Annotated in this window: 15 protein-coding genes and 1 tRNA gene; 4 read left to right on the top strand and 12 right to left on the bottom strand. The window is 71.0% G+C overall.

Annotated features, from left to right (window positions below):
- Positions 1 to 56: 56 nt before the first annotated feature.
- Positions 57 to 2,540, top strand: coding sequence for an ATP-binding protein (locus AC162C_RS10600; protein WP_484097521.1), 2,484 nt, complete (start codon positions 57 to 59; stop codon positions 2,538 to 2,540).
- Positions 2,541 to 2,772: 232 nt separating this feature from the next.
- On the opposite strand, the gene AC162C_RS10595 is transcribed toward AC162C_RS10600, so the two are convergent.
- Positions 2,773 to 2,847: transfer RNA gene (locus AC162C_RS10595), tRNA-Pro, on the bottom strand.
- A gap of 70 nt (positions 2,848 to 2,917) precedes the next feature.
- On the opposite strand from AC162C_RS10595, the gene AC162C_RS10590 reads away from it, so the two are divergent.
- Positions 2,918 to 3,118 carry a hypothetical protein gene (locus tag AC162C_RS10590; RefSeq protein ID WP_462973645.1) on the top strand — a complete coding sequence of 67 codons (201 nt, stop codon included), beginning with the start codon at positions 2,918 to 2,920 and terminating at the stop codon, positions 3,116 to 3,118.
- 102 nt (positions 3,119 to 3,220) lie between these two features.
- Entirely contained in the window at positions 3,221 to 3,397 is a 177-nt protein-coding gene (locus AC162C_RS10585) for a hypothetical protein (RefSeq protein ID WP_484097520.1), read from the top strand.
- 87 nt (positions 3,398 to 3,484) lie between these two features.
- On the opposite strand, the gene AC162C_RS10580 is transcribed toward AC162C_RS10585, so the two are convergent.
- From AC162C_RS10580 to ispG, 3 genes are read right to left on the bottom strand one after another with little or no spacing between them, the layout of a single operon-like run.
- Positions 3,485 to 3,784: a helix-turn-helix domain-containing protein gene (locus AC162C_RS10580; protein WP_484097519.1), complete on the bottom strand. Its 300-nt coding sequence runs from the start codon at positions 3,782 to 3,784 to the stop codon at positions 3,485 to 3,487.
- Complete coding sequence (locus tag AC162C_RS10575; protein WP_484097518.1) at positions 3,784 to 5,466, bottom strand: proline--tRNA ligase; 1,683 nt, start codon at positions 5,464 to 5,466, stop codon at positions 3,784 to 3,786. The genes AC162C_RS10580 and AC162C_RS10575 overlap by 1 nt, the downstream gene beginning before the upstream one ends.
- 52 nt (positions 5,467 to 5,518) lie before the next feature.
- Positions 5,519 to 6,652, bottom strand: a complete 1,134-nt coding sequence (gene ispG / locus AC162C_RS10570) for a flavodoxin-dependent (E)-4-hydroxy-3-methylbut-2-enyl-diphosphate synthase (RefSeq protein WP_484097517.1) — start codon at positions 6,650 to 6,652, stop codon at positions 5,519 to 5,521.
- 171 nt (positions 6,653 to 6,823) lie between these two features.
- Between ispG and aat the strand changes: the two genes are divergently transcribed.
- Complete coding sequence (gene aat, locus AC162C_RS10565) at positions 6,824 to 7,516, top strand: leucyl/phenylalanyl-tRNA--protein transferase (protein ID WP_484097516.1); 693 nt, start codon at positions 6,824 to 6,826, stop codon at positions 7,514 to 7,516.
- On the opposite strand, the gene AC162C_RS10560 is transcribed toward aat, so the two are convergent.
- The 8 genes from AC162C_RS10560 to AC162C_RS10525 form a co-directional block, all read right to left on the bottom strand.
- The gene (locus AC162C_RS10560) at positions 7,500 to 8,711 is read right to left on the bottom strand and encodes a M50 family metallopeptidase (protein ID WP_484097515.1); all 1,212 of its coding nucleotides are present in this window, start codon (positions 8,709 to 8,711) and stop codon (positions 7,500 to 7,502) included. The genes aat and AC162C_RS10560 overlap by 17 nt on opposite strands.
- Positions 8,708 to 9,784: a 1-deoxy-D-xylulose-5-phosphate reductoisomerase gene (gene dxr, locus AC162C_RS10555; RefSeq protein ID WP_484097514.1), complete on the bottom strand. Its 1,077-nt coding sequence runs from the start codon at positions 9,782 to 9,784 to the stop codon at positions 8,708 to 8,710. Before dxr ends, AC162C_RS10560 begins: the two co-directional genes overlap by 4 nt.
- A gap of 43 nt (positions 9,785 to 9,827) precedes the next feature.
- Positions 9,828 to 10,631 carry a phosphatidate cytidylyltransferase gene (locus tag AC162C_RS10550; protein ID WP_484097513.1) on the bottom strand — a complete coding sequence of 268 codons (804 nt, stop codon included), beginning with the start codon at positions 10,629 to 10,631 and terminating at the stop codon, positions 9,828 to 9,830.
- A gap of 3 nt (positions 10,632 to 10,634) precedes the next feature.
- Positions 10,635 to 11,375 carry a polyprenyl diphosphate synthase gene (gene uppS / locus AC162C_RS10545; protein WP_484097512.1) on the bottom strand — a complete coding sequence of 247 codons (741 nt, stop codon included), beginning with the start codon at positions 11,373 to 11,375 and terminating at the stop codon, positions 10,635 to 10,637.
- An 85-nt stretch (positions 11,376 to 11,460) separates the two neighbouring features.
- Entirely contained in the window at positions 11,461 to 12,024 is a 564-nt protein-coding gene (frr, locus tag AC162C_RS10540; protein ID WP_484097511.1) for a ribosome recycling factor, read from the bottom strand.
- Between the two features lies 1 nt (position 12,025).
- Positions 12,026 to 12,751, bottom strand: a complete 726-nt coding sequence (gene pyrH / locus AC162C_RS10535) for a UMP kinase (RefSeq protein WP_484097548.1) — start codon at positions 12,749 to 12,751, stop codon at positions 12,026 to 12,028.
- A gap of 41 nt (positions 12,752 to 12,792) precedes the next feature.
- Positions 12,793 to 13,602, bottom strand: coding sequence for a translation elongation factor Ts (tsf, locus tag AC162C_RS10530; protein ID WP_484097510.1), 810 nt, complete (start codon positions 13,600 to 13,602; stop codon positions 12,793 to 12,795).
- On the bottom strand, positions 13,599 to 13,924 hold a 326-nt coding region (locus AC162C_RS10525), incomplete at its 5' end, for a hypothetical protein (RefSeq protein WP_484097509.1). The genes AC162C_RS10525 and tsf, both read right to left, overlap by 4 nt.

Here is a 13,924-nt window from a genome sequence, read left to right as displayed (position 1 = left end):
CGAGAAGCGAGCGCACGACTGGACGCCGGATCGCGGTGGGCGGATGATCACGCAGCATGCGAGCGGATCTCCCGGCCGGTACCGTCACCTTCCTCTTCACGGACGTCGAGGGGTCGACGAAGCTTCTGCACGATCTCGGCGCCGACGCGTACGCCGAGGCGCTCGCCGAGCACCGTCGGGTGGTCCGGGAGGCCTGTGCGTCGCAGGGCGGGGTCGAGGTCGACACACAGGGAGATGCCTTCTTCTTCGCCTTCCCGACGGCGCCAGGCGGGCTGGCAGCAGCGTCGGCCTTCAGCGAGGCCCTCGCCTCCGGCCCGATCGCCGTGCGCGTCGGCGTGCACACAGGGACACCACTCCTCACCGAGGAGGGGTACGTCGGCGTGGACGTCCACCGCGCCGCCCGCATCGCCGCGGCCGGTCACGGCCGGCAGGTGCTCGTCTCCGCCGCTACCGCCCAGCTCGTCGACCTCGAGCTCCGCGATCTCGGCGAGCACCGGCTCAAGGATCTCTCGGCGCCCGAGCGCATCTACCAACTCGGCGAGGGCGACTTCCCTGCCCTGAAGTCGCTGTACCGCACCAACCTGCCCGTCCCGGCGACCCCGTTCCTGGGCCGCGAGCGCGAGCTGCAGGCCGTTGTCGAGCTCCTCTCCGCCGAGGACGTCCGTCTGCTCACCCTGACGGGGCCTGGTGGGACGGGGAAGACGCGGCTCGCCCTGCAGGTCGCCGGCCTCGCCTCTGATGCGTACCCCGACGGCGTCTACTGGATCCCGCTCGCGCCCCTGCGCGACCCAACGCTCGTGCTCGCGACCGCCGGTCAGGCGCTCGGCGCGAAGGCCGGCCTCGCCGAGCACATCGCGGACAAGCGGATGCTCTGCCTCTTCGACAACTTCGAGCACGTCGTCGATGCTGCGCCCGAGCTCGCGCACCTCCTCGGGAAATGTCCCAACGTCGATGTCCTCGTTACGAGCAGGGAGCGTTTGCGCGTCTCCGGCGAGCAGACCTACCCCGTGCCACCGCTCGCCGAGGCGGATGGGGAGGCGCTCTTCCTTGCCCGCGCGCGCGCGGTCGATCCGGTCTTCGCCTCGAGCGAGGCCGTGCGGGAGCTCTGCCTTCGCCTCGACGAGCTCCCGCTCGCGCTCGAGCTCGCCGCTGCGCGAACGGCGATCTTCAGCCCCGAGCAGCTGCTCCAGCGGCTCGCGCAGCGACTCGACCTGCTGAAGGGCGAACGCGACGCCGATCCCCGCCAGCAGACGCTGCGCGCGACCATCGCCTGGTCGCATGACCTCATCCCGGACGACGAGCAGCGTCTCTTTCGCCGCCTCGCCGTCTTCAGCGGCGGCTGCACGTACGAGGCGGCCGAGGAGATCGCAGGCGCCGATCCCGACACCCTGCAGTCACTGCTCGACAGGAGCCTGCTGAGAAAGCGCGACTCCAAGCTGGGCCCTCGCTACTGGATGCTCGAGACGATTCGCGAGTACGCGGGCGAGCGGCTCCAGGCGTCGGGCGAAGCCGAGGAGCTGCAGCAGAAGCACGCGGCGTTCTTCCTCGAGCTCGCCGAGGAGGGAACGGTCGTCGTGATGGACGCCGGCTGGGTCGATCGCGTGGACGTCGAGGTGGACAACGTCCGAGGAGCGCTCGACGTCGCTGCCGCGGCGGGACAGTCGCAGCGCGTCCTTCGCGCGGTGGCGTCTCTCCGGGATTTCTGGTTCACGCGCGGGTACATCGCCGAGGGGCGAACACGTCTCGAGAGCGCGCTGGAGGCAGACCCGGAGCGTACGTCGGCACGCTGTCTCGCTCTCATCGCTGCAAGCGCCGCAGAAGACGTCGACGGAGCTGATGGGCCGACTCGCCGACGGCGCCTCGACGAGGCGGCGTCGATCGCCGCCGCACTCGGGGATCCATATCTGAGCGCGCTTGCGCGGCTGCAGGAAGCGTGGCTGCTCACACGAGACGCGAAGTGGTCGGAGACGCTCGCGATCCTCGACGATGTCATCCCCGTCCTGCGTGACCTCGGAGCATGGGATGTCGCGATCGCCGCCAACCGGACCCGCGCCTGGACATACGGGAAGCTCGGTGACACGGAACGCTTCTGGCGGCTGACCGAGGAGAACCTGGAGCAGTCCCGCGCCCACGGTCACCGCGAGATCGAGGCACGCTCGCTCGGGGCGCTCTCCGACAGGGCTGCGGACGAAGGTCGGCTCGACGAAGCGCGTGAGCTCCTCGTTCAGTCGTTCCGCATCGACCGAGAGCTCGGGAACATCCCCTTCGTGGGGATGGATCTCGTCCGGTTCGCGGACATCCACCTCCGGGACCGAAGACCGGAGGTCGCCGCCCGTCTGGTCTCCCGCGCCCTGGCCGTGTTCGAGGAGATCGGCTTCTCCCCCGAGTCGTGGATGACTGAGCGGGTGAACGACGTGACCGCGGCACTTCGGGGCCAACTCGACGACGCGTCGTTCGACGCCGCCTGGGAGGCAGGCGGACAGATGAGCGTGGAGGAGGCTGTCGCGCTGGCCCTCGGACCCGCCGGGCCCCATATGTAGCCGTCTCTCCGCGGCGCTCGGAGGGGTCGAGGGTTGGAGTCCGAGCGTCGGCCAGATCGAGGCGACGTACGGCCACTTGCTCCCGGACGCGCTCGCCCGCATCAGCGGCACCGGCATGGTGTCGCCAACGCTGAAACCGAACCGCCCCGGCCGCGGATTGCCCTCTGTACGAGGCCGGATGCGTTCTCGCCCTGGAATGCGAAAACCCCGCCTGAGCGGGGCTTTCGTGTGATCGGGGCGCCGAGATTTGAACTCGGGACCTCTAGTCCCCCAGACTAGCGCGCTAACCAGGCTGCGCCACGCCCCGCGAGCCCACATCGTAGCGTCCCCCGCCGCGTCGTTCCGTGTGCCGCGTGCAGGACGCGTAGGCTGTCTCCGTGGCCGACGTCGTGTACACGTCGCGCGTGCGCATCGAGCGGGTGAAGGGCCCGCTCCGTCGCGCCGAGCTCCCGGGGGCCGATGAGCCGGTGTGGTTCGGCGTCCACGACGAGGTGGCGGACCACTACGGCGTCCCACGTGGCAGCGACGCCGAACGGTCGACGACGCTCGACCATATCGTCGCCGCCGCCGCCGGGTGACTCACCGGCACCTTCGGGGGCGCGCTGGAGGCGCGTCACGTCGATGCGGCAGCAGGGAAGCTCACGAGCGAGGCGGCCGGAGAGGTCGAGGCGCACGACGGCGTGCTGGTGATCACGCGCATTCACGTCGTGTACACACTGCGCGTCCCGCGGGACGTCGACCGGGCGGCTGTGCAGCGGGCGTTCGACCGCCACATGCCGTTCTGCCCGGTCTACCGCTCGATCGGGTCGGCGATCGAGACGACGACAGCGCTGGAGCTCGTCGAGATCGACGACTGAGGGCCGCCGAGGGCGTTCGGCCACCGGTCCTCCTGCGCGGAGGCCCTTCGACCCCGCCCGGCCGGTCCCCCTCCGTGCGTCGGGGCCCTACGAGCCCAACCGCTTGTAGAGCCGGTCGACGAGGTCCGGCATCGTCTCGAGCTTCTCGGTGATCACGCGGATCCGGACCTCGCGGAAGTACTCGGGCTTGGCGCCGAGTGCCTTCGCGATCCGCGCGAGCACGTCCGTCGACGGAACCGGGCGGTTGCCGTGGACGATGTGGTTGAGGTAGCCGGCGGAGAGCTCCGTCTTCCCCGCGAGTGCGCGGTAGGTCGTCCCCGTCTCCATCATCAGTCGCTCGATCGTGGGTCCGAGCGCCTCGTCGCTGAACGTTCGTCGTCTCGCCATCAGTCGTCCTCCATCCACGTCAGGAGCATGCTCCGTGCGATCCGTTCGTCGGCATCGGCGGAGCGGCGGCGCACGTCCACGGCGCCGTCCCCCAGTGTCTTCTTTCCGATCGTCACACGAACCGGACATCCCAGCAGGTCCGCGTCCGCGAACTTCTCACCGGGCCGCTCGTCGCGCTCGTCGAGCAGCACCGCGTGCCCTGCACGGTCGAGCTCGTCGGCAGCGGCAGCGGCGACGTCGGCCACCTCCGCCGACCCGGCCGACAACGCCAGGACGTGCACGTCGAACGGGGCGATCGCCGGCGGCCAGAGGATCCCCCGGTCGTCGTGGCGCTGCTCGACCGCGGCCGCGAGCACCCGACCCGGCCCGATCCCGTAGCTGCCCATCACCAGCGGCCGCTCGACGCCGGACTCGTCGAGGAAGGTCGCCTCGAGCGGGTCGGAGTACGTCGTGCCCAGCTTGAAGATGTGCCCCACCTCGATTGCCGTCTGGAAGCGCAGCCTGCCGCCGCAACGCGGACACGTGTCACCGTCCCGGGACTCGCGCAGGTCGGCGAACCGCGGCGCGAAGTCGCGCCCCGCCTCGACGCCGCGGAGGTGCCAGCCGTCACGGTTCGCGCCCGTCACGAACTGGCCCTCGCGGAGCGTCTCGTCCGCCACGATCTCGCCCGCGAACCCGACGGGACCGAGCGAGCCGCCAGACGCGCCGAAGGCGGCACGGATCTCGTCGTCGGTCGCCGGGCGTGACGCTGCTGCCAGCGCTTCGGCGAGCTTGTTCGGCTCGAGGCGATCGTCACCGCGAACGAGCGCGAGCACGACCGTGCCGTCCTCCTTGGTCACCGGCATCGCCTTCGAGGTCGCCGCGGCATCGATCCCGAGCAACTCGGCGAGCGCCTCGATCGTCGTCACACCGGGTGTCGCGACCTCGTCGGGCCGGTCGAGCGGCGGCGGGAACACGGGCGGTCGCGGGACGCCGCGGGCGATCTCGAGGTCGGCCGCGAAGTCACCGGCCTCGCAGGTCACGAGGGTGTTCTCGCCGGAGCCCGACGGCGCGAGGAAGTCGACCGACTCGCTCCCCCCCATCATCCCCGACTCCGCCTCCACCCCGTAGGTCTCGATCCCGCAGCGCTCGAAGATGCGCTCGTACGCGCCGCGATGGGCCTGAAAGGCGCGATCGAGCCCCTCGTCGTCCCGGTCGAACGAGTAGGAGTCCTTCATCACGAACTCCCGGACCCGGAGCAGTCCCCCGCGCGGGCGCGGCTCGTCCCGGTCCTTCACCGAGAAGTGGTAGAGGATCTGCGGCAGCTCGCGGTAGCTCTGGATCTCGCGCGCGTGGAACGTCACCGTCTCTTCGTGGGTCATCGGCAGCACGAACTCCCGGCCCGCACGGTCGTTGAGCTTGAACACCTCGGGGATGCGGTAGCGCCCGGTGCGCTGCCAGAGCTCGGCCGGTGTCAGGACGGGCATCAGCATCTCCTGGCCGCCGATCGCGTCCATCTCCTCGCGGACGATCTGCACGACCTTCTGGTGCACCCTCCAGCCGAGTGGGAGGAACGTCCACACGCCGGCGGACACCTGGCGGATGAACGCGCCGCGGACGAGGAGCTTGTGGGAGACCGCTTCGGCGTCTGCGGGTGCGTCGCGGAGAGTCGGCACGAACAGCTGGGAGGCGCGCGCAACCACTGGCCACCAAGGCTAATCGATCACCCCGCCGCCCGTGCGGACAACAGACGAGCTACTCGAGCGGGATCAGGCTCGCCTCGGCCATCGCGAGCGCGGCCGGCTTGGCCATCTTGAGGCGCTTCGGGCGCACCATCCCGTCGGCGATCCACTTGTCGATCTCGTGGAAGAGCTCGTCGATCAACACCTCCGACGGGACCTTCCGCAGCACCCGGCCGTGGGCGTAGATGAACCCCACGTCCCGGCCTCCCGCGATCCCGAAGTCGGCGTCGCCGGCCTCGCCCGGGCCGTTCACGGCGCAGCCCATCACCGCGACCTCGATCGCCTGCGGATACGCACGGAGCCGCTCCTCGACGACCTCGGCGAGGGTCTCGACGCCGACGTTGTCCCGGCCGCACGACGGGCACGCGATCATCACCGGGCCGCGCTCCCGCAGCCCGAGCGCCTTCAGGATCTCCCAGGCGACCTCGACCTCGCGCACCGGGTCGGCCGTCAGGGAGACGCGGAACGTGTCGCCGATCCCGTCCGCCAGCAGCGCGCCGATCCCGATCGCGCTCTTGATCGACCCCGCGAACGGCGTCCCGGCCTCCGTCACCCCGAGGTGGAGCGGGTACGGCACCTTCGCGGCGAGCATCCGGTAGGCGCGGATCATCGTCGGGACGTGCGTCGACTTCACGGAGATCTTGAAGTCGCGGTAGTCGAGGCGCTCGAGCAGCTCCACCTCCTCGAGCGCCGCCGCCACGAGCGCCTCGGCCTGATCGCGCTGTGCGACGTCGTGGAGGTGCGCCGGCAGCGAGCCCGAGTTCGCACCGATCCGCATCGAGATGCCGGCCTGCTTGGCAGCCAGTACGACCTCTTCCACGCGGTCCGGCCCACCGATGTTCCCGGGGTTGATGCGAACCGCCGCCACGCCCGCGTCGATCGCGCGCAGGGCGAGGGAGGCGTTGAAGTGGATGTCGGCGATCACCGGCAGCGGCGAGAGCCGCACGATCAGCGGCAGCGCATCGGCGTCCTCCCGCTTCGGGACGGCGACGCGGACGATCTCGCATCCCGCCGACGCGAGCGCGGCGATCTGCGCGGTCGTCGCCTCGACGTCGTGCGTCTTCGTCAGCGTCATCGACTGCACCGCGACGGGCGCCCCACCGCCGAGGGCGACGTTCCCGACCCGGATCTGCACCGCGCTCGCCATCGCGCGTAGTGTAGAGACGCGCCTCCGGGACGGTCCACGACCTCGGACACCGGCGGCGTCGACCGCCTGGCCACCGCGGAGACCGTGCACCGTGCATCCGAGCGCCTTCGCCCGTCCCCCGTCGACCTCGCGCCTCCGCGTCGATCACGGACGGCCGGTCCGCGCTCGGTCGTGAGCCCGATCGAGCCACCACCGTCGCGGTGGGAGCTGATCTCCGCTCCCGACGACTTCCCCGGCGACCTCTGGGCCGTCGGCGGCGACCTCGACGCGGGCACGCTCCTCGAGGCCTACCGTCTCGGGCTCTTTCCGATGCCGTTCGCAGGGAGCACCGGGTGGTTCTCACCGGCCGAGCGGGCGGTCTTCCCACTCAGAGCCTTCCACGTCTCGCGGCGCCTCCGTCGTTCACGGCGACGCTTCCAGATCAGGGTCGACACGGCCTTCGACAGGGTCATCCGCGCATGCGCCGACCCCCGGCGGCCCGGCGCGTGGATCGACGAGCAGATACGCGAGGCCTACGAAGCGCTCCATCGGCTCGGGTGGGCCCACTCCCTCGAGGCCTGGGACGAGGACGGCCTCGCCGGAGGGCTGTACGGCGTTGCCGTCGGCGGCCTGTTCGCGGCCGAGTCGATGTTCACCCGTCGTGCCGACGCGTCGAAGGCAGCACTCTGGGCGCTCGTCGAGCTCCTCCGGAGCGCAGGCGACGACGACCGCAGGCTGCTCGACGCGCAGTGGCAGAGCGCGCACCTGGCGTCCCTCGGCGCCGTCGCCGTCCCGCGAGCGGAGTACGCCCGGCGGCTCGCGGTCGCACTACCGCTCGGGGACCCGTTCGGACGCGGGCCGATCGAGCCTACGAGAGCCGGTTGATGTCGTTCGAGAGCCCGATGAAGAACAAGAGGAGCACGAGCCCGATGCCCACGAACGAGACGCGCTCGTAGATCTCCCTGCGCACGGTACGACCCCGCACGCCCTCGAGGAGAGCGAACACGATATGGCCACCGTCGAGCGGGAGGAGCGGGAGGAGGTTGAGGAGGGCGATCGAGAGCGAGATCAGGCCCAGCACCCAGAAGAAGCTGTCCGCGCCGCGCTCCGCTGCGTCGGACGACCCCTGCACGATTCCGACCGGGCTCGCGATGTCCTCTCGCCCTTCGCGCGTGACGAGCCTTCCGAGGGCCGCTCCGATGTCCTTGGTGACGAGCCCTGTCACGCGCACGGCCTCCCCGGCGGCCGCCGGGAGCGACAGCCCTTCGCCGCGCAGCGCGAACCCGAGGCGGTAGACACCGTCGTCCGACGGGCGCGCGGAGGCCGGCGGGAGCGTCACGCGCTCTCCGTCGCGCACGACGACGAGCGTCAGCGTCCGCCCTCCCGATCCGGAGATCGTCTTCGGGATCATCTGCGGCCCGACTCGGGCCCCGTCGATCTCGGTGATCCGATCGCCTGCCTGGAGACCCATGAGCGCTGCGGGCGACCCCGGGCTGACCGCGTCGATGACGCTCGTGGCACGCCCCCCGCTCGACATGAACAGGACGGTGAAGAGGACGATCGCGAAGAGGATGTTGGCGACGGGCCCTGCCGCGATCGCGGTCACCCGCTTCCACGTCGGTGCCCGCCAGTACGCATCCGGGCCGAGCGCGTCGTCGATGTCCGTCAGCCCCTTCTCGGCAGCGTGCAACGCGCCCGGCGAGAGGTGCTTCATGGGAAGCAGCTCGCGGAGCTCGGCGACCCTCTCGCGCGCAGCCTCGTGATCGCCCGCCGCGAGCGTGCCGCGGAGGCGGTCGACGGATCCGACGAGACCGGGCGCGTCATCGAGGGCTCGCGCGAAGGCGTGGTCGACGTCGGAGGGGGCGGGTCGGTGCATCCCCGGGATCTTCACGAAGCCTCCGAGGGGGATCGCACCGAGCCCGTACTCGATGCCGTTGCGCGTCGTCTTCAGGACCGCCGGCGGGAAGCCCACGTAGAACTTGCGGGGTCGCATCCGCAGCGCGAGCGACGCGAGGAAGTGGCCGAGCTCGTGCACGAAGATGAGGACGCCGAGGCCGAGGATGGCGACGAAGATCGTCATGCCGTGACGAGCCTCCTCGTCGCAGCGGCCCGCGCCTCGGCGTCGGCTTCCACGAGCTCGGCGAGGTCGCGCGCCGGCGCGCCGTCGACGGCCTCGAGCGCGTCCGCGACCGCCTCGGCGATGTCGAGGAACCGGATGCGCCCGTCGAGGAAGGCCTCGACGGCGACCTCGTTGGCCGCGTTGTACGCGCACGGGAACGTCCCTCCACGCTCCCCGGCGGCACGCGCGAGTTCGAGCAGCGGGAAGGTCTCGGTGTCGGGCGCCTCGAAGGACAGCGTCAGGCCTGCCGCGAGGTCGAGGCCCGGTACCGATGTCGCCGCCCGCTTCGGGTAGGTGAGCGCGTAGGAGATCGGCACCCGCATGTCGGGCACCCCGACGTGCGCGAGCGAAGCCCCGTCGCGGAAGCGGACGATCCCGTGCACGATCGACGACGGATGGACGACGATCTCGATCCGCTCGTAGGGGACGCCGAACAGCCAGTGGGCCTCGATGAGCTCGAGCCCCTTGTTGGCGAGCGTGGCGGAGTCGACGGTGATCTTGGGCCCCATGTGCCAGGTCGGATGGGCGAGCGCCTCTGCTGCCGTGACGTCGCTGAGCTCGGCACGTGTTCGGCCCCTGAAGGGCCCACCGGACGCGGTCAGGACGAGCGAGTCGACCTCGGCGGCACTCCTGCCCTCGAGGCACTGGTGGAGCGCCGAGTGCTCGCTGTCGACGGGGAGAAGGAGGCCACCGCCGCGACGACGGGCTTCGGTCGCGAGGCTCCCCGCGGCGACGAGGCTCTCCTTGTTGGCGAGCGCGAGATCGACGCCGTTCTCGAGCGCCCACAGGGTGGCGCCGACGCCGGCGAACCCGACGATCGCGTTCAGCACGAGGTCGGGCTCCGACGACTCCAGCAGATCGGTTCCGTCGCCGCCGACCTGCACGTGCTCGACCCCGTGCGCGGCGGCGAGGGCGTCGAGGGGAGTCGATCCGGAATGGAGTGCGCAGATCTCGAGCCCGGGATGGTCGCCGACGACCTCGATCGCCTGTCGGCCGATCGAGCCCGTCGCGCCGAGCAGGGCGATCCGTCTCATCGGCTGGAAGGGTACCCGGGACGGGCGCGGATGCCGATTCAGCTCACGTTACGCCGAAGGCGAGGAGCACGGCGTAGGCGGCCGGGCCGGCGAAGAGCAGGGAGTCGATACGGTCGAGGACGCCTCCGTGCCCTGCGAGCACGCGGCCGGAGTCCTTGACGCCGAGGTCCCGTTTGACCGCCGACTCGAAGAGGTCCCCCAGCACCCCGGCGACCACCACCGCGGCACCGAGGACGAGAGACTCGGGGATCGAGAGGAACTCCTCCCGATCGCCGTAGAGGACGAGGAAGGCGACCGTGACGCCCGCGACGAGCCCGGCGAGGAAGCCCTCCCACGACTTGCCGGGGGAGATCGCCGGGGCCATCTTGTGGCGGCCGATCGCCCGTCCCACGAAGTACGCGAACGTATCGCTCGCGAACACCGCGAACAGGACGGCCACGATCGTCCACCAGCCGTAGTCGGGGACGTCCCGGACGAGCACGAGGCATGCGATGCCACCGATCACCCACAGGACGCCCGCCGTCGTCGTCGAGACCGCAGCCGTGAACGCGGGCCGCGACTGCGAGAGCAGGAAGACCAGGAACGCGAAGCAGAGCGTCGAGAGGAGGCCGATCGCCATCCACGGGATGCCGCCGAGCTGGAGGCCGACGAGCGTCGCCACTGCCGCGGCATAGCCGCCGAGACGCAGGGGGCGGAGCGTCCCACCGATCGCGTACAGCTCGTGGAGGGCGAGCAGGCCGCCCGCGAGGGCGAGGCCCGTCAACCACCAGCCGTCGAGGTAGACGAGCCCGATCACGAGAGGAAGGAGGACGGCCGCGACGACGATGCGCGACCAGAACGGGCTCATCGGTCAGCGCGCTCCGAATCGCCGGCCGCGCCGCGCGTACTCGTCGATCGCCTGGCGCAGGTCGTTCTCGTCGAAGTCCGGCCACAGCGTCTCGGTGAAGACGAGCTCCGCGTATGCCGCCTCCCAGAGCAGGAAGTTCGAGATCCGGAGCTCTCCCGAGGTGCGTACGAGCAGGTCGACCTCGGGGAGGTCGGGCGCGTAGAGGCGAGCGGCGACGGCGGCCTCGTCGACCGCGTCCGGTGCGACACCGTCGGCGATCAGCCGGCGGGCTGCGTCGACGAGCTCGGTACGCCCGCCGTAGTCGAACGCGATCCACAGCCCGAGCGTTCCGAGCCCTGCCGTCGCCTGCTCGAGCTCGTCCATCTTCTCGCCCAACCAGTCGGGGACACGATCGCGCCGACCGATGAAGCGTGTGCGGACACCCTGCCGAGCGAGGTCGGGGAGCTCGCGGTCGATCGTCTCGGAGAGGATCTCCATCAGCGTCGCGACCTCGTGCGGGGGCCGCGCCCAGTTCTCGGTCGAGAACGCGTACACGACGAGGGACGAGATCCCGACGTCGATCGCTGCCTCGACGGTGCGCCGGAGCGCACGCGTGCCCTCCCGGTGGCCGTCCGCGACGGGCCGCCCGTGCGCTCTCGCCCAGCGGCCGTTCCCGTCCATGATGATCGCGACGCACCCTGGAACGGCCGGTGCCGGTTGGTGGAGCGTGGGATCCGCGTACGTGTCGTGCCGCGATGTCGTCATCGGTGCCCTCGCCGGCGTCGTCGCCGCTCGGAGCAGGCCGCCGTCGCCTGGACCGCCGAAGCAGGCCGGGCGGCGACGAACGTGCTCAGACCTCCATGATCTCGGCTTCCTTCGCCTTCAGCAGCTCGTCGATGCGCTGGACGTGGTCGTCCGTGAGCTTCTGCGCCTGCGCCTCGGCCCGCCGCTCTTCGTCGTCGCCGACCTCGCCGTTGCGCACCAGCTCCTCGAGATGGCGCATCACGTCCCGTCGCACGTTGCGGACCGCGACGCGCCCGTCCTCCGCATACCGCCGGACGAGCTTGACGAGCTCCTTGCGACGCTCCTCGGTCAGCTGCGGGATCGGCAGGCGGATCACCTTGCCGTCGTTCGACGGCGTGAGCCCGAGGTCGGACTCCATGATCGCCTTCTCGATCGTCTTGATCGACGACGGGTCGTACGGCTGCACGGAGAGCAGCCGCGGCTCCGGCGTGCTCAGCGACGCGATCGTGTTGAGAGGCGTCGGCGTGCCGTAGTAGTCGACGGTGATCCTGTCGAGCAGCGCGGTCGAGGCTCGCCCGGTACGCACGCTGTTGAACTCCTGACGAGTTGCCTCGATCGACTTGTCCATGCGTCGTTCGCAGTCGGCGAGGAAGTCCTCGATGGCGCCCATGTCAGTCCTCCTTCCGGGTCTCGACGAGCGTGCCGATCCGCTCGCCGGCGGCGACGCGGTCGATGTTCCCGTCCGCAAGCTCGAAGACGTGGATCGGCAGGTGGTTGTCCATGCACAGCGAGAGGGCGGTCGTGTCCATGACGCGGAGCCCGCGCTCGATCGCCTCCAGATGCGTCAGCTCGGGGATGAACTTCGCGTCGGCGTCGAGCTTCGGGTCGCCGTCGTACACGCCCGCGACGCCGTTCTTGGCCATCAGGATCGCCTCGGCCCCGATCTCGAGCGCGCGCAGCGCCGCCGCCGTGTCGGTGGTGAAGAACGGGTTGCCCGTCCCGGCGGCGAAGATCACGACCCGCCCCTTCTCGAGGTGACGGATCGCCCGACGCCTGATGTACGGCTCCGCGACCTCGGACACCTCGATCGCCGACTGGACGCGCGTCTGGACGCCGAGGCGCTCGAGAGCGTCCTGGAGCGCGAGCGCGTTGAGGAGCGTCGCGAGCATTCCGGCGTAGTCGGCCGTCGCCCGGTCCATCCCCTCCGCCGCAGCACTCATGCCCCGGTAGAAGTTGCCGCCGCCGACGACGATCGCGAGCTCCGTCCCGCGCGCGTGCACGAGCACGACCTCGTGGGCGATCGACCCGACGGTCTTCGGGTCGACGCCGTACTCGCGATCGCCCATCAGGCTCTCTCCGGAGAGCTTCAGCAGGACACGCCGAAACGGCGTTGCCACGCCGGTCGGCGCGACCTGCGTCGCCTCTTCCGGACGGGCGGTCACGCGCCCGCGACCGACACGAGGGCGAAGTCCTCGACCGTGGCGTTCTCTTCCGCGAGCACCTGGCCGACCGACTTCGACTGGTCGTGAATCCAGGCCTGGTCGACGAGGACACCTCCCGGCATCGCGGCGAAGAAGCGCTTGGCGAGCATCCCGTCGACGATCTTCTCACGTGCCGCCTCGGGCTTCGACCGCACTTCCTCGGAGTTGAGGTAGATGCGTCGCTCGGCCTCGACGGTCTCGGCCGGGACGTCGTCGCGCGTGCGCCACTCCGGCCTCCCGAAGGAGATGTGCATCGCGAGCTGCCGTGCGAGCTCGGCGCTGCCTCCGTCGAGCTTCACGAGGACGCCGATCTTGTTCGCCGGCGGGTGCACGTACTGGGCCAGCGTCCCGCCTTCGAGGCGCCTGGCTCCGACGACGACGATGTTCTCACCGAGCTTGCCCATCAGCTCCAGTCGCTCGGGCTCGAGCCCATCGACGGCACCGGGGCCGTCCGCGTGGACTGCTCGGAGCACGGCCTCGGCGAAGCCGCGGAACTCGTCGCTGCGCGACACGGGCTCCGTCTCGCACCCCACGCCGACGATCGTCCCGGCGTCCTCCTCCAGGACGACGCCGACCAGCCCCTCGGTGGTCGCCCGGTCGGCCCGCTTCCCTGCGGCCGCCATTCCCTTCTCCCGGAGCAGCGTCACGGCTGCATCGACGTCCCCCCCGGTCTCCTGGAGCGCGCGCTTGCAGTCCATCATCCCGGCGCCGGTGCGGTCACGGAGCTCCTTGACGAGCCCCGCGCTGATCTCGGTCGTGTTGCTCACGTGGTCTCACTCCCCTCGGCGACCCCTGCCGCCGTCGACGCCTCGTCGGCAGCCGCCGCGGGCTCCTCCGGGGCACTCTCGGCCGGTGCGGCTTCCTCCGGGGCACTCTCGGCCGGTGCGGCTTCCTCCGGCGCGCTCTCGGCCGGTGCGGGCTCCTCCGGGGCACTCTCGGCCGGTGCGGGCTCCTCCGGGGCACTCTCGGCCGCCGCGGGCTCCTCCGGCGCGCTCTCGGCCGGCGCGCCGGCCGTCTCCGGTGCCGTCTCGGCCACCGCGGGCTCCTCCGGCGCGCTCTCGGCCGGCGCGCCGGCCGTCTCCGGTGCCG

The organism is Gaiella sp. (assembly GCF_057140465.1).
Note: the sequence above shows the minus strand (reverse complement) of the source record. Positions and strands in the feature narration are given on the sequence as shown.